Raw genomic sequence first — 25,119 nt, forward strand, 5'->3', positions numbered from 1 at the left:
CGTTGACGGTGTAGAAAGGCCCATGCCCGCCGGTCGGGTGTGGGCCTTTTTCGTGGTGCCGTCTGACGTGTATCGGGAAGGCACCGGGTACGGGCGGGGGTCGCGAGATCGAAGTAGCGACGCCCCGCCCGGCTGAAGCGTATCCACGCTCGGTGCGTGTCATACCTTGCACCGCGCGTGCCAGTTCATCGGATCGACGGTTTTGCGCGGTTGCGTTGGTTAACGCGCGTCAACGGCCTGTTGAAATTGTAAAAAGAACCGACAGGCGCTCCGCGGCCACTATTGACTACAGGCGTAATCAATAAGATTACATGCGTAGTCGATAGGAGGCGAGTCGTGGCCGAACGTATCAGCGAAGCCGAACATGCGGTGATGGAGGTCCTGTGGGATGACAGCCCGCTGACCGCGCAGGATGTGGCCGAACGGGTCGATCCGACGCGCGGGTGGAGCGCGGCGACGGTCAAGACGTTGCTCGGTCGGCTGCTGGCCAAGGAAGCGGTGGCGCATGATGTCGACGGGCGGCGGTATCTGTACCGCCCGGCGGTGGCGCGGGAGGATTATGTCGCAGGCGAATCGCGTCGGCTGATCGACCGGCTGTTCGGCGGCAAGCTGACCCCGCTGGTCGCGCATCTGGCGGAGCGCGACGCGATTTCCGATCAGGATATCGCCGAGATCGAGGCGCTGCTGAAGGCGTTGAAACAATGATCGGCTGGGCGATCGAGGCGCTGCTGGCATCGGCATTGCTGATGGTGGTGGTGCTGGCGGCGCGCGGGCCGGTGCGCGCGGCGTTCGGCCCGCATGTCGCCTATGCGCTGTGGGCGATCCCGGTGCTTCGACTGCTGCTGCCGCCGTTGCCGGCCGGATGGCGTGCGGGCATGTTGCCGCACCTGCCTGCGCCGTGGCGGGGCGGGGCGATGCCGGACCTGCCGGCAGGCGATCCGCTGACGGTCATCATCGGCGCGCCGGCCGCGGCGTTGCCGGCGGCGACGCCGGTGCCGGGCGGGATCGGCTGGGCAGAAGCGGCGCTCCTGCTGTGGGGTGTGGGTGCGGCGGCGCTGCTGGTGTGGCAGGTGCTGCATTATGCGCGCTTCCGTCACCGGGTGCTGCATCACGGCATCGCGGTCGACCGCGTGCGGTCGGTGACGGTGGTGCGCAGCGCGGCGGCGACGGGGCCGCTGGCGTTCGGGGTGTTCGACCGCGTGGTCGCCTTTCCGCGCGATTTCGCGGCGCGCTTCGACGTGGAGGAGCAGGCGCTCGCGCTGGAGCATGAGCTTGGCCATCACGCGCGCGGCGACCTGATCGCCAATTGGGTCGCGCTGGCGGTGCTGGCGGTCCACTGGTTCAACCCGCTCGCCTGGATCGCCTTTCGCGCATTCCGCGCCGATCAGGAAATGGCCAACGACGCCTATGTCCTTTCCAAATGCGGCGCGGCGGCGCGCCACGCCTATGGCTGCGCGATCGTCAAGGCGGCGCACGGACGCGCCGTATCGCCGGCCTGCCACCTCAACACCGTCAAGGATCTGAAGGGGAGATTGCGTATGCTGGGGCGGAAGAACGTGTCGCGCGGTCGCGTGGCAATGGGGGCGGGGGCAGCCGGCGCGCTGGCGCTGGGCACGCTGGCGATGACCGCATCGGGAACGCAGGCGGCCGAGCGGATGCGCATCAAGGTGGAAACCGCCACCGGCGTCGAGATCGCCCGGTTGGCGCCGGTCGCCGCGTTCCACGCGGCGGTGGCGCCGATCGCCCCGGTGGCGCCGGATCTGCCCTCGGGCGAGGCGGCGCCGGTGGTACCGGACGTGCCCGCCGTGCCGCCCGTCCCGGCCGCGCCGACGCCGCCGGAGACTGGGCAGCACGACAGCAATCACGTCGTCGTGGTCGAGAACGGCAAGCGGACCGTCTATGACGGTGTGGAGGCCGACGCCTGGCGTGCCGCCCACCCGCTGCCCGCGCCGCCGATGCCGCCCGTTCCCCCGTCTCCTGCGACGAAACCGGTGATGGTCATCCGTACCGGCGACGTGCCGCAGGTCGTCGAGCGTAGCTGCGCGCCGGGGGAGGGCGGAACGGACTCGCGGATGATCCTGATGATGCCGCGCGATGGCGACAAGCGCGTGATGACCGTCTGCACCAACCGTGTCGACGAGATGGCGCGCCGCGTCGCCGAGCGGGCGACCGCCGACGCCGAACGGATCGCGGGCGATACCAAGCATATCGAGCGCGACGCGAAGCGCACCGCGATCGCCAGCCTGTACCAAGCCCGTGCCGGGTTGTTCGCCAATCGCGCGCTGAGCGCCGAGCAGCGCCGGCTGGCGGTGTCGGGCATCGACGAAGCGATCACAGAGTTGAGGGCCGAGGTCGCCGCGCGCGACTGAGGTCTTCCGCCGGCCGTGCTTGACCCTCGTACGGCCGGCGATAGCCGCCCGTCCCCCACGCCCTTGCGCGCGGGGGGCGGGTTCGCCATGTCGGACGCGATGGCAAAGGATCCCCCCGCCGGCGTGCCGATGACGCTGGAGCCGCTGGTGACGCGGGTGCTGGCGCCCAATGCGTCGCCCTATACCTATACCGGCACGCAGACGCATATCGTCGGGATCGACGACGTGGCGATCATCGATCCCGGCCCTGCCGATCCGGCGCACCACGATGCGTTGATGGCGGTGATCGCGGGGCGGCCGGTGGTGGCGATCGTCATCACCCATCATCACCGCGACCATTCGCCCGGCGCGCGCGCGCTGAAGGCGGCGACCGGCGCGCCGATCGTCGGGGCCGCGCCCTTCGCGCTCACCGACGACGGCCCGCGCGCGGACGATGCCTTCGATCCCGATTACGCGCCTGACCGGGTGATGGCGGAGGGCGACAGCGTGACGGGCACCGGCTGGACGCTGACCGCGATCGCGACGCCGGGGCATACGAAGAACCACCTCGCCTTTGCGCTGCCCGAGACGCGCGCGCTGTTTTCGGGCGATCATGTGATGGGTTGGTCGACCAGCGTGGTGTCGCCGCCCGACGGCGACATGACCGATTACATGGCCAGCCTGGAAAAGCTGATCGGGCGCGACGACCGCGTCTATTACCCCGGCCACGGGCTGGAGATCGATCGGCCGGAACGGCTGGTGCGCGGGATGCTGGGGCATCGCAAGCAGCGCGAGGGGCAGATCCTGCGGCTGCTGGGCGAGGGCCCCCGCGCGATCCCGGCGATGGTCGAGCGGATGTACGCCGGGCTGGACCCGCGGCTGTTCGGCGCGGCGGAACGATCGGTGCTGGCACATCTGATCGACCTGGAACGCCGCGGACTGGTCGCTGCGGACGGTGAGGCGTGGCGGGGCATGGCGGCGTGAACACGCATCTGACCGGGCTGGGGCGGCTGCTGATCGGCGCAGCGGTGGCGGTGGCGATCGTGCTGGGATCGATGGCGGCCTATCGGCGGTTCACCCGCGATTATACCGTCACGACCGACGACAATGGCGTCGCGGTGGCGCGGGTAGTCGCGGGGCGGCTGTACGGCAGCAGCGAATTGCGCGTCAGCCGGCTGTCGGGCACGGTGCAGGCGACCGGCTCGACCAGCCGGCTGTGGGGCTGGCTGCCGTCGAGCCGGGTGGTGAAGGCGCCGTTCGAGGTCGATTACTTCGTCGACCTGCGCGCACTCGATCCGTCCGATTTCCGCTATGACGCCAAGGCGCGGACGCTGCTGGTCGAGGTGCCCGACGTCACCATCGGCCGTCCCAATGTGGACGAGGCGAACGTCACGATCGACCAGACCAGCGGGCTGTTCGTGTCGCGCGCCGCGATGACCGAGTTGCAGCGGCGCGCCTCCGTGTCCGCCGCGCGCAGCGTCACGGCATCCGCGCGGTCGCCCGAGAACATGCGCAAGGCGCGCGAGAACGGCCGTGCCGCGCTGGCGCAGCTGTTCGGCGGCACGCTGCGCGCCGCGGGGCTGCCGGTGGCGGTGACGGTGCGCTTCGCCGGCGAACCGCGCGGGGCTGACGAGACGCGCTGGAACCTGACCCGGTCGCTGGAGGAGGTGCTGGGCAACGCGGAGTGATGTCGCGGATTGAGCGGCGCGGCCGGAGGGTGTAGAAGGCGGGTATCGACGACGGCTGGGGGGCTTGTCCGATGGCGACCGATGTTTCCGACGTGCATGTCGCGGCACCCGCACGGCGGCGGCCGTTGCAGGACCATCGCTTCTTCCTGACGATCGCGATCGTGGTGACGGTGATCAACGTCGCCGCCTTCTCGATGCAGGCGGCGCTGGGGCGGTCCAACTTCGCGCAGCCGTGGCATGTCCATCTGCACGCGATCGTCTTCTTCGGCTGGGTGATGTTGTACCTGTGCCAGAACGTGCTGGTCGCCACCGGCGCGCTACGCTGGCACCGCACGCTCGGCTGGGTCGCGGTCGGGTGGATGGCGGGAATGGCGGTGGTCGGGCCGATCACCGTCGCGATGCTGGTTCGCGCCGGGCGGGTGCCGTTCTTCTTCACCCCGGCCTATTTTGTGGCGATGGACCTGCTGGCGCTGGTCACCTTTCTGGCGCTGGCCGGCACGGCGGTGCGGATGCGGCGGCGCACCGAATGGCACCGCCGGCTGATGGCGAGCGCGATGTCGGCGATCATGGGGCCGGCGTTCGGGCGTCTGCTGCCGCTGCCGTTGCTGATCCCCTTCGCCGGGCTGGCGGTGTTCCCGACGCTGCTGGCGATCCCGGTGGCGGGCGCGATCTACGATCGGCGGACGCGCGGTGCGGTGCATCCCGCATGGTGGTGGGGGATCGGCGCGCTGACGCTGACTCACCTGCTGATCGAGCTGTGCGGACGCGGCGCGCCGGGGGTGGCGGCGACCATCGCCATCGCCGCCGGAACGCCCGGTGCGGCGGTCGATCCGCTCGCCTATCCGCCGTTCCCGCCGCTGCCGTGACGCACATTGCCTTGATCGCGTCACCAAAGGTGTCCATCTGACAGCGATGGAACAGCCGACCAGCCTCAAGGGCCTCGACCTGCGTGCCGAGATCGACCGCCTCCGCAAGGAGCGCAATGCGGTGATCCTCGCGCATTATTATCAGAAGCCCGAGATCCAGGACCTGGCCGATTTCGTCGGCGACAGCCTGGACCTCAGCCGCAAGGCGCAGGCGACCGATGCCGACGTCATCGCCTTTTGCGGGGTGCGGTTCATGGCGGAAACGGCCAAGATCCTGTCGCCGCACAAGACCGTGGTGCTGCCCGACATGGACGCCGGCTGTTCGCTGGAGGACAGCTGCCCGCCCGAACAATTCGCCGCGTTCCGCGCGCAGCATCCTGATGCGATCGCGCTGACGTACATCAACTGCTCGGCGGCGGTGAAGGCGCTGTCGGACGTGATCGTCACCTCCTCCTCCGCGGAGAAGATCCTGAGCCAGATCCCGGCGGACAAGCCGATCATCTTCGGTCCCGACCGCAATCTCGGCGGCTATCTGGCGCGCAAGACCGGGCGCGACCTGATCCTGTGGCCGGGCGTGTGCATCGTGCACGAGGCGTTCAGCGAGACCGAGCTGCTCAAGCTGCGCGCGCAGCACCCCGACGCGCCGATCGCGGCGCACCCGGAATGCCCGGCGGTGATCCTGGACCATGCCGATTACGTCGGTTCGACGCGCGGCATCCTGGAATATGCCTATGCGATGACCGGCGACACGCTGATCGTCGCGACCGAGCCGCACATCATCCACCAGATGGAAAAGGCGTTGCCGGACAAGACGTTCATCGGCGCACCGGGCGCCGACGGCAATTGCAACTGCAACATCTGCCCGTACATGGCGCTGAACACGCTGGAAAAGCTGTACGTCGCACTGCGCGACCTGACCCCGCGGATCGAGATCGAGGAAGACCTGCGCCTGCGCGCGAAGAACAGCCTCGACGCGATGCTGGCGATGGCCGGGGGCACGGTGGGGCAGGGTGATCTTGGCCCTGCGAAGGTGACGGGCGATTGACCCGCCAATGGGTCATTTTCTGAAATGACCCGAATTTGGTTGAATTTTGGCGTCGCCCCCATAGATTGGCCGGGTGGAAGCGCGCACCTATGCCGTCGTCATGGGCGATCTGGTCGCCAGCGAAGCCGCGACGTCGCGGCGCGCGCTGCACCGCGTATTTAACGCCGCCATCGACGAGGTGAATGCGGCGCAGCGCGCCACGCTCGTCTCCCCGCTGACGATCACGCTGGGGGACGAATTCCAGGGGCTGGCCGACACGCTGGCGGATGCGATCCGCATCGCCCGCCGCGTTCGCTTCGCGTTGATGGCGCAGGATGTCGCCTGCCGCGTGCTGGTGGGCGAAGTGGCGATCGACACCCCGGTCAACCCCGAGCGCGCATGGAACATGATGGGCGACGGGCTATCGCGTGCGCGCGCGATGCTGGACCGCAAGCGCGACACCAGCCTGTACCTGTTCGCGCTCAACCGTCGGCCCAAGGACGAACTGAACCTGCTGGCGATGGGCGCCGGGCTGACCGCGATCGAGCGGCGCTGGACCGCGCGCCAGCGCGAGGACATCGTCGCCACGCTGGACGGCAGCAGCGTGGAGGACATCGCGGCGCGGCGCGGCGTGTCGACGCATAGCGTCTACAAGGTGCGCACCGCGGGGCAGAGCGATGCCTATCAACTGCTGTGGGAGGCGATCCACAACACCCTGTCGTCGATCGATTTTGGCTGGGAGGACCGGCCGTGACCGGGGCGGCCCTGCATGCACTCGCCTATAGCGCGGCCGCGCTGTTGCTGCTGACGATGACCGGCAACTGGGCGTGCCGCCTGATGGTCAACCTGATCGGCCTGCGCGATGCGATGGCGGGGGTGGCGCAATCGACGGCGGCGGCGGGCCGCTACATCGGCGCGCTGGAGCGGATGGTGATCGCGATCGGGCTGATCGTCCACAGCTGGGAAGCGGTGGCGGCGGTGATCGCGCTGAAGACGATCGCGCGTTTCAAGGAACTGGATAAGCAATTGCCCGCCGAATATTTCCTCGTCGGGTCGCTGTTCAGCCTGTTGTGGGCGATCGCGGTGACCACCGCCTGGCTTGCCTATGACCGCCACGTCGGCGTGAACATCGCCGCCGCGATCGTCCCGCTGGTCGGCAAGCCGGGCGGCTGAGCGCCGCTCAGCGCGCCAGCCGGTCCTGCGCCGTTTCGGGATCGTAGGGGAACAGGATATCCGGGTCGGGCAGGTCGATCTCCCCCGCCACGTCCGCCGGGGCGAGCGTGTGGAGCAGGTGGCGGATGATCGCGGCGCGGGCGGGCTTCTTGTGGTCGGCATGGACGCACGTCCAGGGCGCGACGGGCGTGTGGGTGCGGTCCAGCATCGTGTCGCGCGCGGCCGAATATTCGCGCCACTTCTTCTGCGCGATCGCGTCGAGGTTCGACAGTTTCAGCGCCTTGAGCGGATCGGTGCGGCGCGCGTCGAGCCGCTTCTTCTGCTCCTTGCGGCCGATATCGAGCCACAGCTTGACCAGCCGGATGCCGCTTTCCACCAGCATCCGTTCGAAATCGGGCGCATCGCGCAGGAATTGCGCCTGTTCCTCCGGCGTGGAGAAGCCGTTGACCACTTCCACCCCGGCGCGATTGTACCAGCTGCGGTTGAAGATCACGAGCTCGCCCGCCGACGGCAGATGCGCGATATAACGCTGGAAGAACCATTGCGTCCGCTCGCGGTCGTTGGGCTTGGGCAGCGCGACGACGCGGGTGTTGCGCACTGACAGGTGGCGGGTGACGGCGCGGATCGTACCGTCCTTGCCGGCCGCGTCGCGGCCCTCCAGCACCACGACCGCGCGGCTGCCGTCCGCGGCCATCGCCTGCTGCATCCGCACCAGTCCGAGCTGGAGCGCGTCGTCGTCTTCCGGGTGCTTGGCCAATCGCGTGCCTTTCGATCAACTTGTGGGCATTCGTTGCCGAAGCTACGCATAAAGGCATGAAACGTTTCCTCGCCGCAACCATGTTGCCGCTCGCCCCGCTGATGACCATCGCCGCCGCACCGGTCGCCGACCCCTATGCCTGGCTGGAGGATATCGAGGGTGCGCGGGCGCTGGGACAGGTGAAGGCGTGGAACGCCGAGACCGAGGCGGCGCTGACCAGGGACCCGCGCTACGCCAGCGATGTGCAGCGCGCACGGGCGATCCTCGACGACGAGGCGCAGATCGCGATGCCCGACGAGGTGCTGGGCGACCGCGTCGTCAACCTGTGGCGCGATGCGACCAACCCACGCGGGCTGTGGCGGATCGCCGACCTGTCCGGCTATCTGGCGGGCGAGCCGCAGTGGCGGACGGTGATCGACGTCGATGCGCTAGGCCGCCGGGAAGGCCAAAGCTGGGTGTGGCATGGCGCCAGCTGCCTGGCGCCCGATTATGCGCGCTGCCTGGTGCGGCTCAGCCCCGGCGGGACGGATGCGCAGGTGGTGCGCGAGTTCGATCTGGCGAGCGGGCGGTTCGTCGACGGCGGCTTCGTCCTGCCGGAGGCGAAGAGCCGCGCGACCTGGATCGATCGCGACACGTTGCTGGTCGCGACCGACTGGGGCGCGGGATCGCTGACGACGTCGGGTTACCCGCGGATCGTCAAGGTCTGGCGGCGCGGCACCCCGCTGGCGCAGGCGACGACGGTGTTCGAGGCGCCGGCCAGTATCGTCGAGGCCGACGTCTGGGGATACGCCGATGGCGCGCGGCGCTGGTCGTTCGTCGACGTCGGGCGGACCTTCTTCGAGCATGAATATCGCCTGCTGCTGCCGGGTGGCGGGCTGGCCAAGCTGCCGGCGCCGGCGGGAAGCGACCTGCAGGACGTGATCGACGGGCGCGTGATCGTGAAGCTGAACCGCGCATCGGGGCGCATCCCGGCGGGGGCGCTGGTCGCCTATTCGCTGGTCGATCTGGCGCAGGGGCGCACGCCCGCGCCGGAACTGGTGCTGGCGCCGAACGCGCGACAGGCGATCGAGGAGGTGTCGGCGAGCGACCATGTGCTGTGGGTGAAGCTGCTGGACGACGTGCAGGGGCGGCTGGTGGCGCTGTCGCGCGGTGATGACGGCAGGTGGACGTCGGCGCCGGTGGCGCTACCTGCGAACAGCACGGTGCATCTGGCGGCGGCCGCGGGGCGGCAGGACATCGCGTTCGCGACGGTGGAAGGGATGCTGACCCCGCCGACGCTCTATGCGGTGGAACGGGGCGCCGCGCCGTGCGCGGTGCAGGCGTTGCCGGCGCGGTTCGATGCGGCGCAGTTCGATGTCGTGCAGCGGTTCGCGACGTCGCGCGACGGGACGCGCGTGCCCTATTTCCTGGTGACGAAGAAGGGCGCGGCGCGGCCGGCGCCGGCGCTGATCCACGCTTACGGCGGGTTCAAGAACGCGCAGACGCCGACCTATCTGACCGACCAGCCGTATCGCGCGGGGCCGCTGGGGCTGTTCTGGGTCGAGCAGGGTGGCGCCTATGTGCTGGCGAACCTGCGTGGCGGGGGGGAATATGGCCCGCGCTGGCACCAGGCGGGGCTGCGCGAGAAGCGGCAGAACGTGTTCGACGACCTTCATGCCGTCGCCGAGGATCTGGTGAAAACCGGCGTGTCGGCGAAGGGGAAGATCGGCATTTCGGGGCGCTCGAACGGCGGCCTGCTGGTCGGCGTGGCGATGCAGCAGCGCCCCGATCTGTACGGTGCGGTGATCGCCGGATCGCCGCTGGAGGACATGAAGACGTACACGCATCTGTCGGCGGGTGCGTCGTGGATCGACGAATATGGCGACCCGGACAAGCCCGCCGACTGGGCATTCATCCGCAAATATTCGCCCTATCAGAACGTGAAGGCGGGGGTGCGGTATCCGCCGGTGCTGTTCTACCTGTCGACCAAGGACGACCGGGTGCATCCGGGGCACGCGCGCAAGCTGGCGGCGCTGCTGAAAGCCAACGGAAACCGCGTTTATTTCCACGAATATCTGGAGGGCGGGCATTCCGTGGGCGCGGATCATGCCGAGGACGCGCGGCGTGCGGCGCTGCTGGACGCGTTCCTGCGCCGCGAACTGATGGGCAAATAAGGGGGCGTCAGGCCCCCTTTACCAGCCCCGACCACGGCAGATCGGGGCCGATCGGCACGATACCGTGCGGGTTCAGATCGCGGTGGCTGGCGTAATAATGCGTCCTGATGTGGTCGAGATGCACGGTGGCGGCGACCTCGGGCAGGGTCAGCAGGCGTTCGAGATGACGTTCAAGCGCGGGAAAGTCCTGAATCCGGCGCTTGTTGCACTTGAAATGACCGTGATAGACCGCGTCGAAGCGCACCAATGTCGTGAAAAGGCGGATATCCGCTTCGGTCAGGACCCCCCCGACGAGCCAATCCGCGTCGGTGAGTCGCGAGTCGAGCGCGTCCAGACGCGCGAAAAGCGGGGTCGCGGCGGCTTCGTAAGCGTCCTGCGTCGTCGCGAAACCGGCCTTGTAGACGCCGTTGTTGACCTCGTCATAGACGGGCGCGTTGACCGCATCGATCTCCGCCCGCAGCGCCGCGGGGTAGAAGTCGCCCGGCGCGGCGCTGAGATGATCGAAGGCGGTGTTCATCATGCGGATGATCTCCGCCGATTCGTTGCTGACGATCGTACCGGTCTCTCGGTCCCACAGCACCGGCACCGTGACCTTGCCGGTATAGCCGGGACGGGCGCGGGCGTAGAGCTGCCACAGGAAATCGGCGCCATGCAGCGGATCGCCGGTGCCGCCATTGCCGGTGGCGAAGGTCCAGCCGTCGTCCAGCATCACCGGATCGACCACCGACACGTCGATCAGCGGCTCCAGCCGCTTGAGCGCGCGGACCACCAGCGCCCGATGCGCCCACGGACAGGCATAGCTGACGTAGAGGTGATAGCGCCCCGCCGCGGCCGGGCGCCCGGCCTGACCGTCCGGCCCCGGTGCGCCGTCGGCGGTGATCCAGTCGCGGAAACCCGCATCCTGCCGCTGGAAGCTGCCGTCCTTGCTGTCCTCGGTCACCTTGCCGGCGTGCCATACGCCGTCGATCATCTTGCCCATCATGCGCTCCCGTCGATGAAGGGCATACGATCGAGCGCGCCCCGGTATCCCGCGGTAGTGGCAGCCCAAGCGAACGTCGCGCGGATCGACTGTGCCAGCTAATGCTCCTGCCTGCGCGGGAGCACGGTGGCTATTGCTGAGATGTTTGCGGATGAGGGGGGGGCGACGGGTATCCCGTGCCCCCCGCTCGCGATCAGTCGACCAGTTCGATCGCCAGCGCGGTGGCCTCGCCGCCGCCGATGCACAGCGAGGCGACGCCGCGCTTCTTGCCGTGGCGCTTCAGCGCGGCGATCAGCGTGGTGACGATGCGCGCGCCGGACGCGCCGATCGGATGGCCGAGCGCGGTCGCGCCGCCATGGACGTTGATCTTGTCGTGCGGGATGCCCAGGTCGCGCATCGCGAACATCGCGACGCAGGCGAACGCCTCGTTGATCTCGAACAGGTCGACATCGTCGATCGACCAGCCGGCCTTCTTCAGCAGCGACTGGATCGCGCCGACGGGGGCGGTGGTGAAAGCGGCGGGTTCCTGCGCATGGGCGGCGTGCGCGACGATCCGCGCGACCGGCTTCTGCCCCTTGGCCGCGGCGACGCTTTCGCGCGCCAGCACCAGGGCGGCGGCGCCGTCGGAGATCGACGAGCTGGTCGCGGCGGTGATCGTCCCGTCCTTGGCGAAGGCGGGCTTGAGCGTCGGGATCTTGTCGGGCAGGCCCTTGCCGGGCTGTTCGTCGGTGTCGACGGTCACGTCGCCCTTGCGCGTCGCGACGGTGACGGCGACGATTTCGTCCGCGAACGCGCCGGTGGCGATCGCGTCCTTCGCGCGGCGCAGCGATTCGAGCGCATACTCGTCCTGCGCCTGGCGGGTCAGCTGATATTCGTTGGCGGTTTCCTGCGCGAAGGTGCCCATCGCGCGGCCGGCCTCATAGGCGTCCTCCAGCCCGTCGAGGAACATATGGTCATAGGCGGTGTCATGGCCGATCCGCGCGCCCGAGCGATGCTTCTTGAGGATGTACGGCGCGTTGGTCATGCTTTCCATGCCGCCCGCGACGATGACGTCGGCCGAGCCGGCGGCGATCGCCTCCGCGCCCATGATGACGGTCTGCATCCCCGAACCGCACACCTTGTTGACGGTGGTCGCCTGCACCGACTTGGGCAGCCCGGCCTTGATCGCGGCCTGGCGCGCGGGCGCCTGACCCAGGCCGGCAGGCAGCACGCAGCCCATGTAGAGGCGCTCGACATCGGCGCCGTCGATCCCGGCACGCTCGACCGCGGCCTTCACCGCCGTGGCGCCCAGATCGGTCGCGGCCACATCGGCCAGCGCGCCCTGCATCCCGCCCATCGGGGTGCGCGCATAGGACAGGATGACGACGGGATCGGTGGCCATGATGCTTCCTCTCTCTGAATGTTGCGCTGCACATAAGACGTCGCGGGCGGCATGACAAATCCCCGTGCGCAGCGCGCTTGATCGGCGTCATAGGCGGTGCCGGCGCGGTCGCGTAGCGCGGACGGGTGGAAACGTTGCTGCTGACGCTCAAATGGTATGCCGCGATCAGCGGCACGATCGCGGCCTTCATGGTCTCGCTCGATTCGGGGCGGCGCGTGACCGGGTGGGGGATGGCGCTGTTCGTCACCTCCTCGATGGCGTGGATCAGCGGGGCGGTGCTGTCGGGGGATCATCCGCTGGGCGTGCAAAATGCGGTGCTGCTGGGGGTCAACAGCTTCGGCGTCTATCGCTATCTTATCCGGCGACGTGACTGACGCGATCATCTGGGCCGCAGCGCTGGGACTGTTGGGGGCGATCGCCGGGAGCTTCCTGGCGACGATCGCGGTGCGTTGGCCGATGGAGCGCAGCGTCGCGCGCGGGCGATCCGCCTGCGACGGGTGCGGGCGGGTGCTGACCGCGCGCGATCTGGTGCCGATGCTGAGCTGGGCCGCGGCGCGCGGGCGGTGCGGCGCGTGCAGTGCGCCGATCGACCCGCGCCACCCGCTGATCGAGGCGGGGTGCGCGCTGGCGGGGATCGCGGCGGGTTATGCCGCGCCGGGCGTCGCCGGGGCGGCGGGGGCGCTGTTCGGCTGGCTGCTGCTGACGCTGGCGGTGATGGACGCGCATGATTTCTGGCTGCCCGACGAACTGACCGCAGCGTTGGCGATCGGCGGGGTGGCGAGCGCGTGGTGGGTCGCGCCCGACTGGCCCGACCGGCTGATCGGCGGCGTCGGCGGCTTCGCGCTGCTGTGGCTGGTGGCGGCGGGATACCGGCGCTGGCGCGGGCGCGAGGGGATGGGCGGGGGCGACCCCAAGTTGTTCGGCGCGATCGGCCTGTGGCTGGGCTGGCGATTGCTGCCGGCGGTGCTGGTGATCGCGGGGCTGGTCGGGCTGGGGTGGATCGCGTTCCAGCACTGGCGCGGCCGGACGATGGCGGCCGACGATGCGCTGCCGCTGGGCACATTGATGGCGGTGGCGGCTTACCCGGCATGGATCGTCATGATAGGATCGGCGGGATGACGATGCGGGCTGCGATCTTGCTGGCGGGGATGCAGGCGACGGCGCCTGCCGTTCCCGCTGCGCCCTCGATCGACGGCCTGCCGCTGGGCGTGCTGCCGGCGCAGGACCTGCCGGCCAGGGGGTGCGCGGCCTATCTGTTCTCCACCGGGCAGACTCGCGCGCTGGCGGTGGTGGCGACCGCCGATCCGGGATCGCTGCGGCTGATGCTGGACGGGCGCGTCACCGATCTGCCGCGCACCGGCGCGGAGGGCAATGCGACGCTGGGGCTGACACCGGCCGCCACCTATGCCGCGGGCGGGGTGACCGCGACGCTGACGCTGACGATCGAGCAGCGCGCGACGCTGACCGCCGGGGCGGCGGTGCCGATCGCGACGCTGCGGCTGGACCGCGCCGGGCAGGATTCGATCGCGATGCCGCTGGCCGGGCTGCTGGGGTGCCGCACATAGGACCGGACGACCAACAACGATAAACGGAGGAGCGGGGCATGAGGGACATTCTGGAGACACAGCGCGGGGCGTTCATGGCGGCGCTGCCCGAGCCATTGTCGGTGCGCAAGGACCGGTTGCGGCGCGCGGCGACGATGATCGCCGAGAATGCCGCGCGCTTCTGCGACGCGCTGAGCGAGGATTTCGGGCACCGCAGCCGCGAACAGTCGATGGTCACCGATATCGGCGGGTCGATCGCGCCGATCCGCCATGCGATGAAGCATCTCGACCGGTGGGCGCGGCCCGAACGGCGCAAGGTGGAGTTTCCACTGGGGCTGCTGGGCGCGAAGGCGCGGGTCGAATACCAGCCCAAGGGCGTGGTGGGCGTGATCGCGCCGTGGAATTTCCCGGTGAACCTGGTGATGTCGCCGCTGGCGGGCATCTTCGCCGCGGGCAATCGCGCGATGGTGAAGACCAGCGAGTTCACGCCGGTGACCAGCGCGCTGTTCGAGGACGTGGCGCCGAAATATTTCGCCGCCGACGAGCTGGCGTTCGTGTCGGGCGGGCCGGATGTGGGCAAGGCGTTTGCCGAGTTGCCGTTCGATCACCTGATCTTCACCGGCGCGACCGGGATCGCCAAGCACATCCTGCACGCCGCCGCCGACCATCTGGTGCCGGTGACGCTGGAACTGGGCGGCAAGTCCCCGGTGATCGTCGGGCAGAGCGCCGATATCGCGCGCACCACCACGCGCGTCGCGACCGGCAAGATGCTGAACGCCGGGCAGATCTGCCTCGCGCCCGACTACATGCTGGTGCCCGAGGCGCAGGAAGGCGCGGTGGTCGCGGGGCTGAAGCAGGCGGCGACCGCGATGTACCCGACATTGCTGTCGAACCCGGACTATACCTCCGTCATCAACGACCGGCATCACCAGCGGCTGACCGACTGGATCGAGGATGCGCGCGCGAAGGGCGCGACGATCGACGTCGTGAACCCCGCGAACGAGGATTTCGGCGCGTCGAACAGCCGCAAGATGCCGCTGACGATCGTCACCGACGTGACCGACGACATGACGCTGATGCAGGAAGAGATCTTCGGCCCGGTGCTGCCGATCCGGCGCTATTCGGGCGGGGTCGACAGCGCGATCGCGCAGGTCAATGCGCGCGACCGGCCGCTTGCCGTCTATTATTTCGGTGAGGACAAGGACGAGGAACGCCGCGTGCTGGACCGCACCATTTCCGGTGGGGCGACGGTCAACGACGTGATCTTCCACGTGTCGATGGAAGACCTGCCGTTCGGCGGGATCGGGCCATCGGGGATGGGCAGCTATCACGGGCTGGACGGGTTCCGCACGTTCAGCCACGCCAAGTCGGTCTATCGCCAGCCGAAGGTCGACGTGATGAAGCTGGCCGGGCTGAAGCCGCCCTATGGCAAGGCGACGCAGGCGTCGATCGCCAGGCAGATGAAGTTCTGACGACGGAGCGGGTCGTGGCGGTGCTGGCGGGCGATGCCTGGCGGTGCCGCGCGATGATCGCGGTGCGCGACGCCGGGCCGCCGGGCGCGTGGATCGGCGCGGGGTTCGTGCGCGATGCGGTGTGGGACCGGCTGCACGATCGCGCGCCGGCGCCGCCTGCGGGCGATGTCGACGTGCTGTGGCACGCGCCGGGCGAGGGCGCCGCGCGCGACGCCGATGCGCAGGCGGCGCTGGGCGCGGCCTGTCCGGGCGTCGACTGGTCGGTGAAGAACCAGGCGCGGATGCACGCGCGCAACGGCGACGCGCCCTATCGCGATGTGGCCGACGCGATGCGCCACTGGCCGGAAACCGCGACCGCGGTGGCGGTGCGGATCGATTCGGCGGGGATGGTGGAGGTCGCCGCGCCGTACGGTCTGGACGACCTGTTCGCGCTGCTGGTGCGGCCGACGGCGCGTTTCGCGGTGGAGAAGCGCGCGATCTTCGATGCGCGGGTGACGGGGAAGGCGTGGCTGGCGCGTTATCCGCAGTTGCGGATCGTCGCGGCGTGAGAAAAGGCCCGGCGGTTCGCCCGCCGGACCCGTGGCATCGCCCGCGTCAATGCGCGGAGGCGATCTCCTCCTTGAGCCTCAGTTTCTGCTTCTTCAGTTCCGCGATCGCCACCGTATCGGGCATGGGGCGCTGCGACTCGGCGACGATTCGCTGGTCGAGCGACGCATGCTTGGCCTCAAGGGCCGTGATGTGCGCGGTCTGCATGGCAGTTACCTCCTTCGTGGTTGAACCAAGGGTCGATCAGTGAACCACGAACGCGGCGGATTGTCGCGTGTCATTTCCTTGCCCGCGACGGCCCGCGCCGATGCTGCGACGAGCCACCATGGTTGCGCCGCGCGTAAAAGGGATGGCAGCGGCCACGGCCGTTGCGCTAAGGGCGGAGCCGCTGCCCGCACCACGAGCGTGCAGGGCACTGGGGGGTGGCTGCGGTGGACGTGATCGAGGGCGGGACGGACATTCTGGCGCGGCTCAACCTGCTGCGGCTGGAGCATCGCGACCTCGATTCGGCGATCGTCGCGCTGGGCGCGTCGGGCGCCCCCGACCAGTTGCAGCTGATGCGGCTGAAGAAGCGCAAGCTGAAGCTGCGCGACGAGATCCAGCAGATCGAGGATCAGCTGATTCCCGATATCATCGCGTGACCGTCACGCCGTGGCACGCATTCGCGGTTAACGCGCGCGGGCGGCTCTGGCAGCGGCGCGCGGCGCGTGGCAGAGCGGGCGAATGGCCGACCTGCTGACCGATCCCCGCCTTCATATCCGCCTGATCGACGCCTTCTACGTGGAGGCGATGGTGCTGGCCGACGAGGCGCGCAGCTACTTCGACGAAGGCGGCCGTGCGGAGCGCGAGGCGCTGTCGCCGATGGACCGGGTGGCGTTCAGTTGCGAATCGCTGAAGGTGACGACGCGGCTGATGCATGTCATCGCCTGGCTGCTGACGCAGCGTGCGGTGATCGCGGGCGAACTGACCCCCGCGCAGGCGCAGGACAGCGCGCGGCGGCTCGGCACCGCGCCGGTCAGCGAGGAGGCGATCGTCGCGACCCTGCCCGAACAGGCGCGCGCGATGGTGGCCGGCAGCATCGACCTGCACCGCCGCGTCGAGCGACTGGACGCCGCGCAGGTGGCGGACGAGCCGATGGAAAGCCCCGCGCGATCGATGCTGGACCGGCTGGCGACCTCGTTCTGACGGCATGCCGTTCGCCCCTGGGGCGGGGGTGGTCGCTCTTTCGGGAGGCCCCAGCCTTCGATGGGGCGAGGGGGGCGGTCGGCGACCGGACGACGTTCGCCCGACTGTGTGGTCAGGCGGCGCCGATGCGGGTGCGGGCGGCGCGGTATTGCGCTTCCATGCGGTCGACGCGCGTGGCGACGGTTTCGATCGCCTCCACCGCGCCGATGCCCTGGCCCGATCCCCAGATGTCGCGCCACGCCTTCGCCTTCGTCCCGCCATTGTCGCCGGTGCCGAAGTCCATCGTCTTGTAATCGCCCTTGGGCAGATCGTCCGGGTCCAGCCCCGCCGCGACGATCGAGCCGCGCAGGTAATTGCCGTGCACCCCGGTGAACAGGTCGGAATAGACGATGTCGGCGGCGCGCCCGTCGACGATCCCCTGCTTGTAGCGGGCATCGGCATTGGCTTCCTCGGTTGCGATGAAGGCGCTGCCGATATAGGCGAAATCGGCGCCCATCGCCTGCGCCGCCAGCACCGCATCGCCGGTCGCGATCGACCCGGACAGCGCCAGCGGGCCGTCGAACCACTGGCGGATTTCCTGGATCAGCGCGAACGGCGACAGCCGCCCCGCATGGCCGCCCGCACCCGCGGCGACCGCGATCAGCCCGTCGGCGCCCTTTTCGATCGCCTTGCGCGCGAACCGGTCGTCGATGATGTCGTGCAGGACGATCCCGCCCCATGCGTGCGCCGCGCGGTTCACCTCCTCCCGCGCGCCCAGCGAGGTGATGGTGATCGGCACCTGCCATTTGGCGCAGGTGGCCAGGTCCTGTTCCAGCCGGTCGTTCGATTTATGAACGATCTGGTTCACCGCGAAGGGCGCGGCCGGGCGATCGGGATGCGCGCGGTTGTGCGCGGCCAGTTCCTCCGTGATCCGGTGCAGCCATTCGTCGAGCAGCGTCTGCGGCCGCGCGTTGAGCGCGGGGAAAGAGCCGACGATCCCCGCCTTGCACTGCGCGATCACCAGTTCGGGGCCGGAGATGATGAACAGCGGCGAGCCGATGACCGGCAGGCGCAGGCGGGAGAGGATCGGAGGAATCGACATAACGCGGGTTATGTGGAACGCGCCGCGACGTTGCAAGGGGCAGAGCCAGAGCCCGGCCGCGGCGACCGTACCCGTTATTCGATTCGTTCCAGCCCCGCCGCGGCCGCGCGGCCGTTGGCGACGTAGTGCGCCGCCGACACCTTCAGCGCGGCGACCGCAGCGTCATCCAGTTCCCGGACCGCGCGCGCCGGGCTGCCGACGATCAGGCTGCGCGGGGGAAAGGTCTTTCCCTCCGTCACCAGCGCGCCGGCGCCGACGATGCAATCGTCGGGAATCACCGCGCGGTTGAGGACGATCGCGCCCATGCCGATCAGCACCCGGTCGCCGATCGTGCAGCCGTGGAGGATGGCGTGATGCCCGATCGTGCAGTCTTCGCCGACGGTCAGCGGTGCGCCGGGATCGGAATGGAGCATCGCGCCTTCCTGAACATTGCTGCGCGCGCCGATCGGGATCGGCGTGTTGTCGCCGCGAATCACCGCGCCGAACCAGACGCTGACCCCCTCCGCCAGCCGCACGTCGCCGATCACGTCGGCGCTGGGGGCGACCCAGGCATCGGGGTGGCGGGTGGGGCGATGGTCCTTGAAGGCGTAAAGCGGCATTGGCGTGTTCCTCCCCCTGATCCCGGTCGCGTCCCGGACGTCCCGGCCCGGGACGGGCATATCGTCAATAAATCGATACCCAAAATGGTTAGCGGCGCGTTAACACCTTGCCATGACGCGACGCCTTGTCCTCACCAACGAAGCCGCCCGCCACCCGTTTCGCCGGTCGCTGCCGCCGATGCCCGTATCGATGGACGAAGCGGCGGCGATCGCGCGGGCGAAGCGCGGGGAGGACGACTGGAAGCTGTTCTTCCTGAGCTTCGCGGCGTTCTTCATCTGCTTCTACACGATGATTGCATAATCCCGCGCGTGCGCCGCGCCGCGATCAGTCGCAGGCGCGGTGCAGGCGCTGCGCGATCAGCGCCGATACGCCGCACATCGCCACCACCAGCAGCAGCATCTCGCCCGGCGTGACCCCCGCCGCGGTGACCCCCGCGACCGCGAGCGAGCCGAACGTCATCGCGCCCGCATTGACCACGTTGTTCGCCGCGACGGTGCGCGCGGTCTGGTCCTTGGTCACGGTGGTGGTCAGGAAGGCGTAGAGCGGCACGACGAACATGCCGCCGAAGATCGCCACCCCCAGCAGCGCGGCGAGCACCAGCCACGCATTCGGCTGCGCCATGAACTGCGCCATGTCGTACAGGCCGTCGGCGGCGGGCGTCCACAGCCCGACGGTCCAGCGGAACGCCAGCACCGCCCCGCCCATCGCGATCACCGAGGCCGGCGCGAAGCGCGCCGAAATCTGCCCCTTGAGCAGCAGATTGATGATGACCGATCCGATCGCGACGCCGATCGAGAACACCGCCAGCACCAGGCTGGCGACGCTGGCGTCGGCGGTCAGCACGTTCTTCACCAGCGGCGGGAAGATGATGATGAGCACCGAGCCGATCGTCCAGAAGAAGCTGATCGCGCAGATCGCCAGGAACAGCCGCGGGATGTGCATCGTCCCCGCCACCAGCCGCCACGACGCGCGCACCGGGTTCCAGTCCAGCTCCAGCTTCGGCCCCAGCCGCGGGGCGGGGGGGACCGCGCGCGCGGTCAGCCAGCCGGTCACCGCCACCGCGAAGGTGAGCGCGGCGACCAGGGTGGTCGAATGATAGATGAACCCGGCGACGATCGTGCCAAGCAGGATCGACAGATACGTCCCCGCTTCGACGAGGCCGGTGCCGCCGAGCACGTCGTCCTCCTCCAGATGCTGGGGCAGGATCGCGTATTTGATCGGGCCGAAGAAGGTCGAATGAACCCCCAGCCCGACCACCGCGACCAGCATCAGCACCAGTGGCGCGGTGACCGCGCCGGTGCGCGCCAGCATCAGCCCGCCCGCGCCGACCGCCATGATCGCGATCTCCGCCGTCTTCACGATGCGGATGATGCGCGCCTTGTCCATGCTGTCCGCCAGCTGCCCCGCGAGCGCGGAGAGCAGGAAGAACGGCACGATGAACAGCGCCGCGGCGAGCGCGTTGAAGAAGCTTTCCTGCGTTTCGTCGGCAAAGATCTCATAGGTGGCGAACAGCACCATCGAGGTCTTGAACAGATTGTCGTTGAAGGCGCCGAGGAACTGCGTGGAGAACAGCGGCAGGAACCGGCGCCGCTTGAGGAGCCCGAGGGCATTGATCATGACGTGGGACGTCGCCCCCGATTGTTAGCAGGCGAGCGGGGGCATAGCGGGTGCCGCCCGATCATCCAAATCCGTTTTTCACCCGCCCGTCCGCCGCTTGCCGCTTGCGCCGCCCGCGCGGGCGGTCCACTTGACCGCTATCATGCTGTCGCTGCCCAATCTGTTGACGCTGTCGCGCATCGTCGCCGTGCCGTTGCTGGTCGCCTTCCTGTGGTGGCCCAGCTGGCAGGCGGGGTTCGGCATCGCCTTCGCGCTCTATTGCCTGATGGGCATCACCGATTATTTCGACGGCTATCTGGCGCGCGCGCAGGGGGCGGTATCGAAGCTGGGCGTGTTCCTGGACCCGATCGCGGACAAGATCATGGTCGCGGCGGTCATCCTGATGCTGGTGGGCACGCGCCACAATGACGTCGCGGCGATCACCGGCATCCATATCATCGCCGCGCTGGTCATCCTGCTGCGCGAGATCGCGGTCAGCGGGCTGCGCGAGTTCCTGGCGGGGTTGCAGGTGTCGCTGCCGGTGTCGAAGCTGGCCAAGTGGAAGACCACGCTGCAGATGGTCGCGCTGGGCGGTCTGATCCTGTCCGGCGCGCTGCCGGGCGAGGCGTGGATCAAGATCGCGAGCCTGGCCAGCCTGTGGGGGGCGGCGGCGCTGACGGTGGTGACGGGCTGGGATTACCTGCGCGTCGGCCTGAAGCATATGGATTGAGCGCGGTGAGGATCCTGTATTTCGCCTGGGTCCGCGAGCGGGTGGGCGTGGCCGAGGAAGAGGTGACGCCGCCCGCCGACGTGGCCGATGTCGCCGCGCTGATCGATTGGCTGGCGACGCGCAGCGACGGGCATCGCGCCGCCTTCGCCGATCCGGCGCGGCTGCGCGCCGCGGTCGACCAGGCGTTCGTCGCGCTGGACGCGCCGGTCGCCGGCGCGCGCGAGGTGGCGATCTTCCCCCCGGTGACGGGCGGATGATCCGCATCACCGTTTCCCCCGATCCGATCGACGTCGCCGCCGAACTGGCGCGGCTGGAGACCGACGGGGCGGGCGCGGTGGCGACGTTCACCGGGCTGGTGCGCGGCGACGACGGGGTCGAGACGCTGGAGCTGGAACATTATCCCGGCGCCACCGAGCGCGCGCTGGAGCAGCTGGCGCGGAGCGCGTGCGCGCGCTGGCCGCTGGCGGCGGCGACGATCGTCCACCGCGTCGGCGCGATGACGCCGGGCGAGCGGATCGTGTTCGTCGGCACCGCCAGCGCGCACCGCGCCGCCGCGCTGGAGGCCTGTGCCTATCTGATCGACCGGCTGAAGACCGATGCGCCGTTCTGGAAGCGCGAGACGGTCGGCGGCGCCGCGCGCTGGGTGGAGGCGCGCGCGGGCGATGCGACGGCGGCCACGCGCTGGGAATCGTGACGCGCACCTGATGAGACAGCGTTAGGCCGGTGTTTACGAAACCCGGTTACCGCATCGGAAGAGAACTGTCTTTTTCATCTCTGGCGGTGCGCACATGAAGAACTGGTCCTTCTCGGTGAAGCTCACGGCGGCGTTCGGTGCCTGTATCGCGATCATGCTGATGTTGAGCGGCGTGTCGCTGCTCAAGCTGGGCGTGATGAACGACGCGGTCGCCACGTTCGCCGACAATCGCCTGCCCAAGGCGGTGGCGCTGGGCGAACTGAAGGGCGCCTTCACCGGCTATCGGCTCAGCCTGTATCGCCATATCGCGAGCGGCCCGGCAGACGGGCAGCGCGACCGCGCGGTGGCCGATGCGCGGGCGACGCTGGACAAGGGCATCGCGAGCTTGGCGCCGATGCTGACCGCGCCGGAGGCGATCGCCGCGCTCAACAGCGTCCGCGAGCAGCTGCCGATCGTGTATCGCAACGACGAGCGCGTCCTGGCGCTGTCGCGTGCGAACCAGGACGATGCCGCGACCGCGATGCTGGTCGAGACGCGCCAGCAGACCAAGGCGATCGACGCCGACCTGCGCGCATTGCGCCGGATCTTCGACGCGCAGGAGGACAAGGCCAAGGCCGAGACCGCCGCCGACTATACGTCCGCGCGCTGGATGATCGCGCTGGCGGTGCTGGCCGCGCTGGGGTTGGTCGCGGCGACGCTGGCGGTGATGGTGCGGCTGGTGTCGCAGCCGCTGGGCGCGCTGGCGGGCACGATCGACCGGATCGCGGCCGGGCAGCTGGACGTCGCGCTGAGCCGCGACGACCGTCGCGACGAGATCGGCGGCCTGACCCGCTCGGTCGCGACGCTGCGCGACCAGTTGGTCGCCGCGGAGGCCGCGAAGGAAGCGCAGGCGACGCTGATCGTCGACAGCGTCGGTTCGGGGCTGGACGCGCTGGCGCAAGGCGACCTGACCGCGCGGATCGATGCCGAGCTGACCGGGCCGTTCGCCAAGCTGAAGGCCGATTTCAATCGCGCGATGGACGCGGTGGCGCAGACGATGGTGTCGGTCACCGCCACCGCGGACAATATCGCCAATGGCGCCGGCGACATCCGCCAGGCATCCGACGATCTGTCGCAGCGCACCGAGCAGCAGGCCGCGAGCCTGGAGGAAACCGCCGCCGCGATGCACGAGATCACCGAGACCGTGCGCGAGACCGCGGTCGGCGCGGCGCGCGCCAACGGCGTGGTCAGCGCGACGCGCGAGGATGCCGAGGCGTCGGGATCGGTGGTGCGGCGCGCGGTCGAGGCGATGCACGGGATCGAGGCGTCGTCGGCGGAGATCAGCGAGATCATCGCGGTGATCGACGGGATCGCGTTCCAGACCAACCTGCTGGCGCTGAACGCGGGCGTCGAGGCGGCGCGCGCGGGCGACGCGGGCAAGGGCTTCGCGGTCGTCGCATCGGAAGTGCGCGCGCTGGCGCAGCGCTCCGCCGACGCCGCCAAGGACGTCAAGACGCGCATCACCGCGTCGAGCGAGCAGGTCGAACTGGGCGCGGCGCTGGTATCGCAGACCGGCGAGGCGCTGACCCGCATCATCGCGCGCATCAACGAGATCAGCGCGCTGATGTCCGACATCGCGTCGTCGGCGGAGCAGCAGTCCACCGGATTGCAGCAGGTCAATACCGCGGTCGCCGAGATGGACGGCGTGACGCAGCAGAACGCCGCGATGGTCGAGGAAGCAACCGCCGCCGCGCGCAGCCTGTCGGACGAGGCGGAAGCGCTGAAGCGCGAGATCCGGCGGTTCAGGCTGGTGGAGGGAGAGGCCTCGGCCGCCGCGTCGCCGGTCCACCGGCTTCAGGCGCGGGTCGCTGGCGCGGGCTGGTAAGGCGGTGAGGGCGCGCCGGGACGGTCGAGGTTATCGCGGCGCGTGGTGGCGGTCGATCGCGGCGACCGCCAGCCGCGTCGCGCGATAGACGTCCGGCAGCGCCACGTCGCGCGCCTCCGCCAGCGCGCGCCACAGATTGCCGGCATCGTCGAAGCCGAGGATCCCGCAGATACCCGCCAGCCGGTGCGCGGTTTCCGCCAGCGTGGCGCGATCGGCGGGATCGCACATACGCAGTATCGCCAGCGCGGCGGCCAGTCGGTCGCGCAGGCCCAGCGACAGTCGCGCCACCTCCGTGACGCCGAATACCTCTTCCAGCCGGGGCAGGGCACATGTGCGCGGACGCCAGCGCGCCGCGGCGGCGACCGCATCGTCCAGCGGCGCCGCATCGTCCCAGCCACGCCGGATCATCGCCCATGGATCGACCGCAGTGTCCGGCGACAGCGCCACGACCACCGATGCGGCGGGCGCCGTGTCGCGTTTCCATCGTGCCAGCCACGCATCCGCCGCGCCGGGCGGCAGCGCAACCAGCAGCAGCGCGTGCGCATCGGTCGGGGGGATCGCGTCGCTGGCCATGTGCGTGACGCGCCAGCCGTCGCGCGCCCATGCGTCCGTCGTGGTGGCGACCGTATCGCGATCGGTTATGATACCGAGATCATCGATCCGCGATTTATCCATTTCGGACACCAACACTTGACGGGAGAACGGAAACGCGGAAGTGGTATTAACAGATTTCGATGTAAAACAATAAGTTCTTGGCTGTGGCATGGGTGCGGCTTGAACGGGGACAGACTATTGATCGCCGACGATCACCCGCTGACGCGGGAAGGGTTGTCGCTGGCCGCACGAGCGGCCTTTCCGGGCGCGCAGGCGATCGGTGTCGGTACGGTGGGAGAAGCGGTGGCGGCGCTGCAAAGCCGCTCGACGATCCGATTGATCCTGCTGGATTATGCCCTACCCGATTCGGAGGGATTTCGCGGCCTGATGCGCGTGCTCCACGTCGCGGACGGGGTGCCGGTGCTGATCGTCACCGCATCGGATCGCCCCGGGCTGGCCGAAGGGGCGATGGCGCTGGGCGCGGCGGGTTTCCTGCCGAAGACGCTGCCGCTCGATGAAATTTCAGGGATCCTGCGCAAGGTGCTGTCGGGGCAGCGATATTTCCCCGAGGCGCTCGCCCCCGCCGCGCCGCTCGCCGCCGCGCGGGAGCGAATCGCCGGACTGTCGCGCGCGCAACATGCCGTGCTGCTGGCGCTGGCGGACGGGCGATCGAACAAGCAGATCGCCTATGACCTGTCGGTGACCGAGGCGACGGTGAAGGCGCATCTGACCGCGGTGTTCCGCAAGCTGAGGGTGACGAACCGCACGCAGGCGCTGCTAGCGATCCGCCCGCTGCTGGAAGACCCCGCGTCGGGGCAGGGGGGGTGAAGCAGGCGCCCGCCGC

General features: G+C 69.4%; 30 protein-coding genes. 22 read left to right on the plus strand and 8 right to left on the minus strand.

Features of this window, described 5'->3' with window-relative positions:
- Positions 1-336: 336 nt before the first annotated feature.
- From COA17_RS03140 to COA17_RS03175, 8 genes are all read left to right on the plus strand, one after another.
- Positions 337-705 (plus strand): BlaI/MecI/CopY family transcriptional regulator, encoded by a 369-nt coding sequence (locus tag COA17_RS03140; RefSeq protein ID WP_066490505.1) that lies wholly within the window; start codon positions 337-339, stop codon positions 703-705.
- Positions 702-2,369, plus strand: coding sequence for a M56 family metallopeptidase (locus COA17_RS03145; RefSeq protein ID WP_096610113.1), 1,668 nt, complete (start codon positions 702-704; stop codon positions 2,367-2,369). Before COA17_RS03140 ends, COA17_RS03145 begins: the two co-directional genes overlap by 4 nt.
- 99 nt (positions 2,370-2,468) lie before the next feature.
- A complete protein-coding gene (locus tag COA17_RS03150) occupies positions 2,469-3,332 on the plus strand; it encodes an MBL fold metallo-hydrolase (protein ID WP_096610753.1) in 864 nt (287 codons plus the stop codon).
- Positions 3,329-4,036, plus strand: coding sequence for a DUF4230 domain-containing protein (locus COA17_RS03155; protein ID WP_141397015.1), 708 nt, complete (start codon positions 3,329-3,331; stop codon positions 4,034-4,036). Before COA17_RS03150 ends, COA17_RS03155 begins: the two co-directional genes overlap by 4 nt.
- Positions 4,037-4,107: 71 nt before the next feature.
- The gene (locus COA17_RS03160) at positions 4,108-4,902 is read left to right on the plus strand and encodes a hypothetical protein (protein WP_096610117.1); all 795 of its coding nucleotides are present in this window, start codon (positions 4,108-4,110) and stop codon (positions 4,900-4,902) included.
- Between the two features lie 46 nt (positions 4,903-4,948).
- The gene (gene nadA, locus COA17_RS03165; RefSeq protein ID WP_096610119.1) at positions 4,949-5,947 is read left to right on the plus strand and encodes a quinolinate synthase NadA; all 999 of its coding nucleotides are present in this window, start codon (positions 4,949-4,951) and stop codon (positions 5,945-5,947) included.
- Positions 5,948-6,020: 73 nt separating this feature from the next.
- Positions 6,021-6,680 (plus strand): SatD family protein, encoded by a 660-nt coding sequence (locus COA17_RS03170; protein ID WP_245857375.1) that lies wholly within the window; start codon positions 6,021-6,023, stop codon positions 6,678-6,680.
- A complete protein-coding gene (locus COA17_RS03175; protein WP_082740850.1) occupies positions 6,677-7,099 on the plus strand; it encodes a hypothetical protein in 423 nt (140 codons plus the stop codon). The genes COA17_RS03170 and COA17_RS03175 overlap by 4 nt, the downstream gene beginning before the upstream one ends.
- 7 nt (positions 7,100-7,106) lie before the next feature.
- Here the strand turns inward: COA17_RS03175 and ppk2 are convergent, their stop codons facing one another.
- Positions 7,107-7,856, minus strand: coding sequence for a polyphosphate kinase 2 (gene ppk2, locus COA17_RS03180; RefSeq protein WP_096610121.1), 750 nt, complete (start codon positions 7,854-7,856; stop codon positions 7,107-7,109).
- A 56-nt stretch (positions 7,857-7,912) separates the two neighbouring features.
- Here ppk2 and COA17_RS03185 point away from each other — a divergent pair, with 56 nt between their 5' ends.
- Positions 7,913-10,009, plus strand: a complete 2,097-nt coding sequence (locus tag COA17_RS03185; protein ID WP_096610123.1) for a prolyl oligopeptidase family serine peptidase — start codon at positions 7,913-7,915, stop codon at positions 10,007-10,009.
- Between the two features lie 7 nt (positions 10,010-10,016).
- Here COA17_RS03185 and COA17_RS03190 read toward each other — a convergent pair whose 3' ends face one another.
- Positions 10,017-10,988: a glutathione S-transferase family protein gene (locus tag COA17_RS03190; RefSeq protein WP_096610757.1), complete on the minus strand. Its 972-nt coding sequence runs from the start codon at positions 10,986-10,988 to the stop codon at positions 10,017-10,019.
- Between the two features lie 193 nt (positions 10,989-11,181).
- Complete coding sequence (locus tag COA17_RS03195; RefSeq protein WP_066488952.1) at positions 11,182-12,369, minus strand: thiolase family protein; 1,188 nt, start codon at positions 12,367-12,369, stop codon at positions 11,182-11,184.
- Between the two features lie 125 nt (positions 12,370-12,494).
- On the opposite strand from COA17_RS03195, the gene COA17_RS03200 reads away from it, so the two are divergent.
- The 5 genes from COA17_RS03200 to COA17_RS03220 are packed head-to-tail and all read left to right on the plus strand — an operon-like array spanning position 12,495 to position 15,933.
- Positions 12,495-12,743, plus strand: coding sequence for a hypothetical protein (locus COA17_RS03200; protein ID WP_176484781.1), 249 nt, complete (start codon positions 12,495-12,497; stop codon positions 12,741-12,743).
- Positions 12,736-13,488: a prepilin peptidase gene (locus tag COA17_RS03205; protein ID WP_245857376.1), complete on the plus strand. Its 753-nt coding sequence runs from the start codon at positions 12,736-12,738 to the stop codon at positions 13,486-13,488. Before COA17_RS03200 ends, COA17_RS03205 begins: the two co-directional genes overlap by 8 nt.
- The gene (locus tag COA17_RS03210; protein WP_096610127.1) at positions 13,485-13,934 is read left to right on the plus strand and encodes a hypothetical protein; all 450 of its coding nucleotides are present in this window, start codon (positions 13,485-13,487) and stop codon (positions 13,932-13,934) included. The genes COA17_RS03205 and COA17_RS03210 overlap by 4 nt, the downstream gene beginning before the upstream one ends.
- A gap of 38 nt (positions 13,935-13,972) precedes the next feature.
- The gene (locus COA17_RS03215; protein WP_096610129.1) at positions 13,973-15,385 is read left to right on the plus strand and encodes a coniferyl aldehyde dehydrogenase; all 1,413 of its coding nucleotides are present in this window, start codon (positions 13,973-13,975) and stop codon (positions 15,383-15,385) included.
- 14 nt (positions 15,386-15,399) lie between these two features.
- Complete coding sequence (locus COA17_RS03220) at positions 15,400-15,933, plus strand: nucleotidyltransferase family protein (RefSeq protein ID WP_217990985.1); 534 nt, start codon at positions 15,400-15,402, stop codon at positions 15,931-15,933.
- A 46-nt stretch (positions 15,934-15,979) separates the two neighbouring features.
- Here the strand turns inward: COA17_RS03220 and COA17_RS03225 are convergent, their stop codons facing one another.
- Complete coding sequence (locus COA17_RS03225) at positions 15,980-16,138, minus strand: YdcH family protein (protein ID WP_082740988.1); 159 nt, start codon at positions 16,136-16,138, stop codon at positions 15,980-15,982.
- Between the two features lie 215 nt (positions 16,139-16,353).
- Between COA17_RS03225 and COA17_RS03230 the strand changes: the two genes are divergently transcribed.
- Both COA17_RS03230 and COA17_RS03235 read left to right on the plus strand, forming a co-directional pair.
- Positions 16,354-16,572, plus strand: a complete 219-nt coding sequence (locus tag COA17_RS03230; protein WP_231738897.1) for a YdcH family protein — start codon at positions 16,354-16,356, stop codon at positions 16,570-16,572.
- An 82-nt stretch (positions 16,573-16,654) separates the two neighbouring features.
- Positions 16,655-17,116: a DUF1465 family protein gene (locus COA17_RS03235; protein WP_066489911.1), complete on the plus strand. Its 462-nt coding sequence runs from the start codon at positions 16,655-16,657 to the stop codon at positions 17,114-17,116.
- Between the two features lie 112 nt (positions 17,117-17,228).
- Here COA17_RS03235 and COA17_RS03240 read toward each other — a convergent pair whose 3' ends face one another.
- Positions 17,229-18,197: an NAD(P)H-dependent flavin oxidoreductase gene (locus COA17_RS03240; RefSeq protein WP_066489908.1), complete on the minus strand. Its 969-nt coding sequence runs from the start codon at positions 18,195-18,197 to the stop codon at positions 17,229-17,231.
- 74 nt (positions 18,198-18,271) lie between these two features.
- Positions 18,272-18,796 (minus strand): gamma carbonic anhydrase family protein, encoded by a 525-nt coding sequence (locus COA17_RS03245; protein WP_070321530.1) that lies wholly within the window; start codon positions 18,794-18,796, stop codon positions 18,272-18,274.
- Between the two features lie 112 nt (positions 18,797-18,908).
- On the opposite strand from COA17_RS03245, the gene COA17_RS03250 reads away from it, so the two are divergent.
- Entirely contained in the window at positions 18,909-19,097 is a 189-nt protein-coding gene (locus tag COA17_RS03250) for a hypothetical protein (protein WP_066489992.1), read from the plus strand.
- A 24-nt stretch (positions 19,098-19,121) separates the two neighbouring features.
- Here COA17_RS03250 and COA17_RS03255 read toward each other — a convergent pair whose 3' ends face one another.
- Positions 19,122-20,414, minus strand: coding sequence for an MFS transporter (locus COA17_RS03255; RefSeq protein ID WP_066489990.1), 1,293 nt, complete (start codon positions 20,412-20,414; stop codon positions 19,122-19,124).
- A gap of 142 nt (positions 20,415-20,556) precedes the next feature.
- Here COA17_RS03255 and pgsA point away from each other — a divergent pair, with 142 nt between their 5' ends.
- The 4 genes from pgsA to COA17_RS03275 all read left to right on the plus strand — a co-directional run bounded on the left by pgsA (position 20,557) and on the right by COA17_RS03275 (position 23,681).
- Positions 20,557-21,123, plus strand: a complete 567-nt coding sequence (gene pgsA, locus COA17_RS03260) for a CDP-diacylglycerol--glycerol-3-phosphate 3-phosphatidyltransferase (protein ID WP_066489996.1) — start codon at positions 20,557-20,559, stop codon at positions 21,121-21,123.
- Positions 21,124-21,128: 5 nt separating this feature from the next.
- Positions 21,129-21,380: a molybdopterin converting factor subunit 1 gene (moaD, locus tag COA17_RS03265; RefSeq protein ID WP_082740999.1), complete on the plus strand. Its 252-nt coding sequence runs from the start codon at positions 21,129-21,131 to the stop codon at positions 21,378-21,380.
- Positions 21,377-21,817 carry a molybdenum cofactor biosynthesis protein MoaE gene (locus tag COA17_RS03270; RefSeq protein WP_096610131.1) on the plus strand — a complete coding sequence of 147 codons (441 nt, stop codon included), beginning with the start codon at positions 21,377-21,379 and terminating at the stop codon, positions 21,815-21,817. Before moaD ends, COA17_RS03270 begins: the two co-directional genes overlap by 4 nt.
- A 94-nt stretch (positions 21,818-21,911) precedes the next feature.
- Positions 21,912-23,681 (plus strand): methyl-accepting chemotaxis protein, encoded by a 1,770-nt coding sequence (locus tag COA17_RS03275; RefSeq protein ID WP_096610133.1) that lies wholly within the window; start codon positions 21,912-21,914, stop codon positions 23,679-23,681.
- A 30-nt stretch (positions 23,682-23,711) separates the two neighbouring features.
- On the opposite strand, the gene COA17_RS03280 is transcribed toward COA17_RS03275, so the two are convergent.
- Positions 23,712-24,356 carry an Hpt domain-containing protein gene (locus COA17_RS03280; protein ID WP_066491539.1) on the minus strand — a complete coding sequence of 215 codons (645 nt, stop codon included), beginning with the start codon at positions 24,354-24,356 and terminating at the stop codon, positions 23,712-23,714.
- 99 nt (positions 24,357-24,455) lie between these two features.
- Here COA17_RS03280 and COA17_RS03285 point away from each other — a divergent pair, with 99 nt between their 5' ends.
- Positions 24,456-25,103 (plus strand): response regulator transcription factor, encoded by a 648-nt coding sequence (locus COA17_RS03285; protein ID WP_070321843.1) that lies wholly within the window; start codon positions 24,456-24,458, stop codon positions 25,101-25,103.
- Positions 25,104-25,119 lie beyond the last annotated feature (16 nt).

This window comes from Sphingomonas ginsenosidimutans (assembly GCF_002374835.1).
Lineage (GTDB): Bacteria > Pseudomonadota > Alphaproteobacteria > Sphingomonadales > Sphingomonadaceae > Sphingomonas > Sphingomonas ginsenosidimutans.

Excerpts from the sequence above, each read along its gene's own strand:
- COA17_RS03215 (WP_096610129.1), top strand. The coding sequence starts at position 13,973 with ATGAGGGACATTCTGGAGACACAGCGCGGGGCGTTCATGGCGGCGCTG.
- nadA (WP_096610119.1), top strand. The coding sequence starts at position 4,949 with ATGGAACAGCCGACCAGCCTCAAGGGCCTCGACCTGCGTGCCGAGATC.
- COA17_RS03240 (WP_066489908.1), bottom strand. The coding sequence starts at position 18,197 with ATGTCGATTCCTCCGATCCTCTCCCGCCTGCGCCTGCCGGTCATCGGC.
- COA17_RS03160 (WP_096610117.1), top strand. The coding sequence starts at position 4,108 with ATGGCGACCGATGTTTCCGACGTGCATGTCGCGGCACCCGCACGGCGG.
- COA17_RS03280 (WP_066491539.1), bottom strand. The coding sequence starts at position 24,356 with ATGGATAAATCGCGGATCGATGATCTCGGTATCATAACCGATCGCGAT.
- COA17_RS03235 (WP_066489911.1), top strand. The coding sequence starts at position 16,655 with ATGGCCGACCTGCTGACCGATCCCCGCCTTCATATCCGCCTGATCGAC.
- COA17_RS03145 (WP_096610113.1), top strand. The coding sequence starts at position 702 with ATGATCGGCTGGGCGATCGAGGCGCTGCTGGCATCGGCATTGCTGATG.
- pgsA (WP_066489996.1), top strand. The coding sequence starts at position 20,557 with ATGCTGTCGCTGCCCAATCTGTTGACGCTGTCGCGCATCGTCGCCGTG.
- COA17_RS03255 (WP_066489990.1), bottom strand. The coding sequence starts at position 20,414 with ATGATCAATGCCCTCGGGCTCCTCAAGCGGCGCCGGTTCCTGCCGCTG.
- COA17_RS03185 (WP_096610123.1), top strand. The coding sequence starts at position 7,913 with ATGAAACGTTTCCTCGCCGCAACCATGTTGCCGCTCGCCCCGCTGATG.
- COA17_RS03195 (WP_066488952.1), bottom strand. The coding sequence starts at position 12,369 with ATGGCCACCGATCCCGTCGTCATCCTGTCCTATGCGCGCACCCCGATG.
- COA17_RS03245 (WP_070321530.1), bottom strand. The coding sequence starts at position 18,796 with ATGCCGCTTTACGCCTTCAAGGACCATCGCCCCACCCGCCACCCCGAT.
- COA17_RS03270 (WP_096610131.1), top strand. The coding sequence starts at position 21,377 with ATGATCCGCATCACCGTTTCCCCCGATCCGATCGACGTCGCCGCCGAA.
- COA17_RS03225 (WP_082740988.1), bottom strand. The coding sequence starts at position 16,138 with ATGCAGACCGCGCACATCACGGCCCTTGAGGCCAAGCATGCGTCGCTC.
- COA17_RS03150 (WP_096610753.1), top strand. The coding sequence starts at position 2,469 with ATGGCAAAGGATCCCCCCGCCGGCGTGCCGATGACGCTGGAGCCGCTG.
- COA17_RS03275 (WP_096610133.1), top strand. The coding sequence starts at position 21,912 with ATGAAGAACTGGTCCTTCTCGGTGAAGCTCACGGCGGCGTTCGGTGCC.
- COA17_RS03210 (WP_096610127.1), top strand. The coding sequence starts at position 13,485 with ATGACGATGCGGGCTGCGATCTTGCTGGCGGGGATGCAGGCGACGGCG.
- COA17_RS03250 (WP_066489992.1), top strand. The coding sequence starts at position 18,909 with ATGACGCGACGCCTTGTCCTCACCAACGAAGCCGCCCGCCACCCGTTT.
- COA17_RS03190 (WP_096610757.1), bottom strand. The coding sequence starts at position 10,988 with ATGGGCAAGATGATCGACGGCGTATGGCACGCCGGCAAGGTGACCGAG.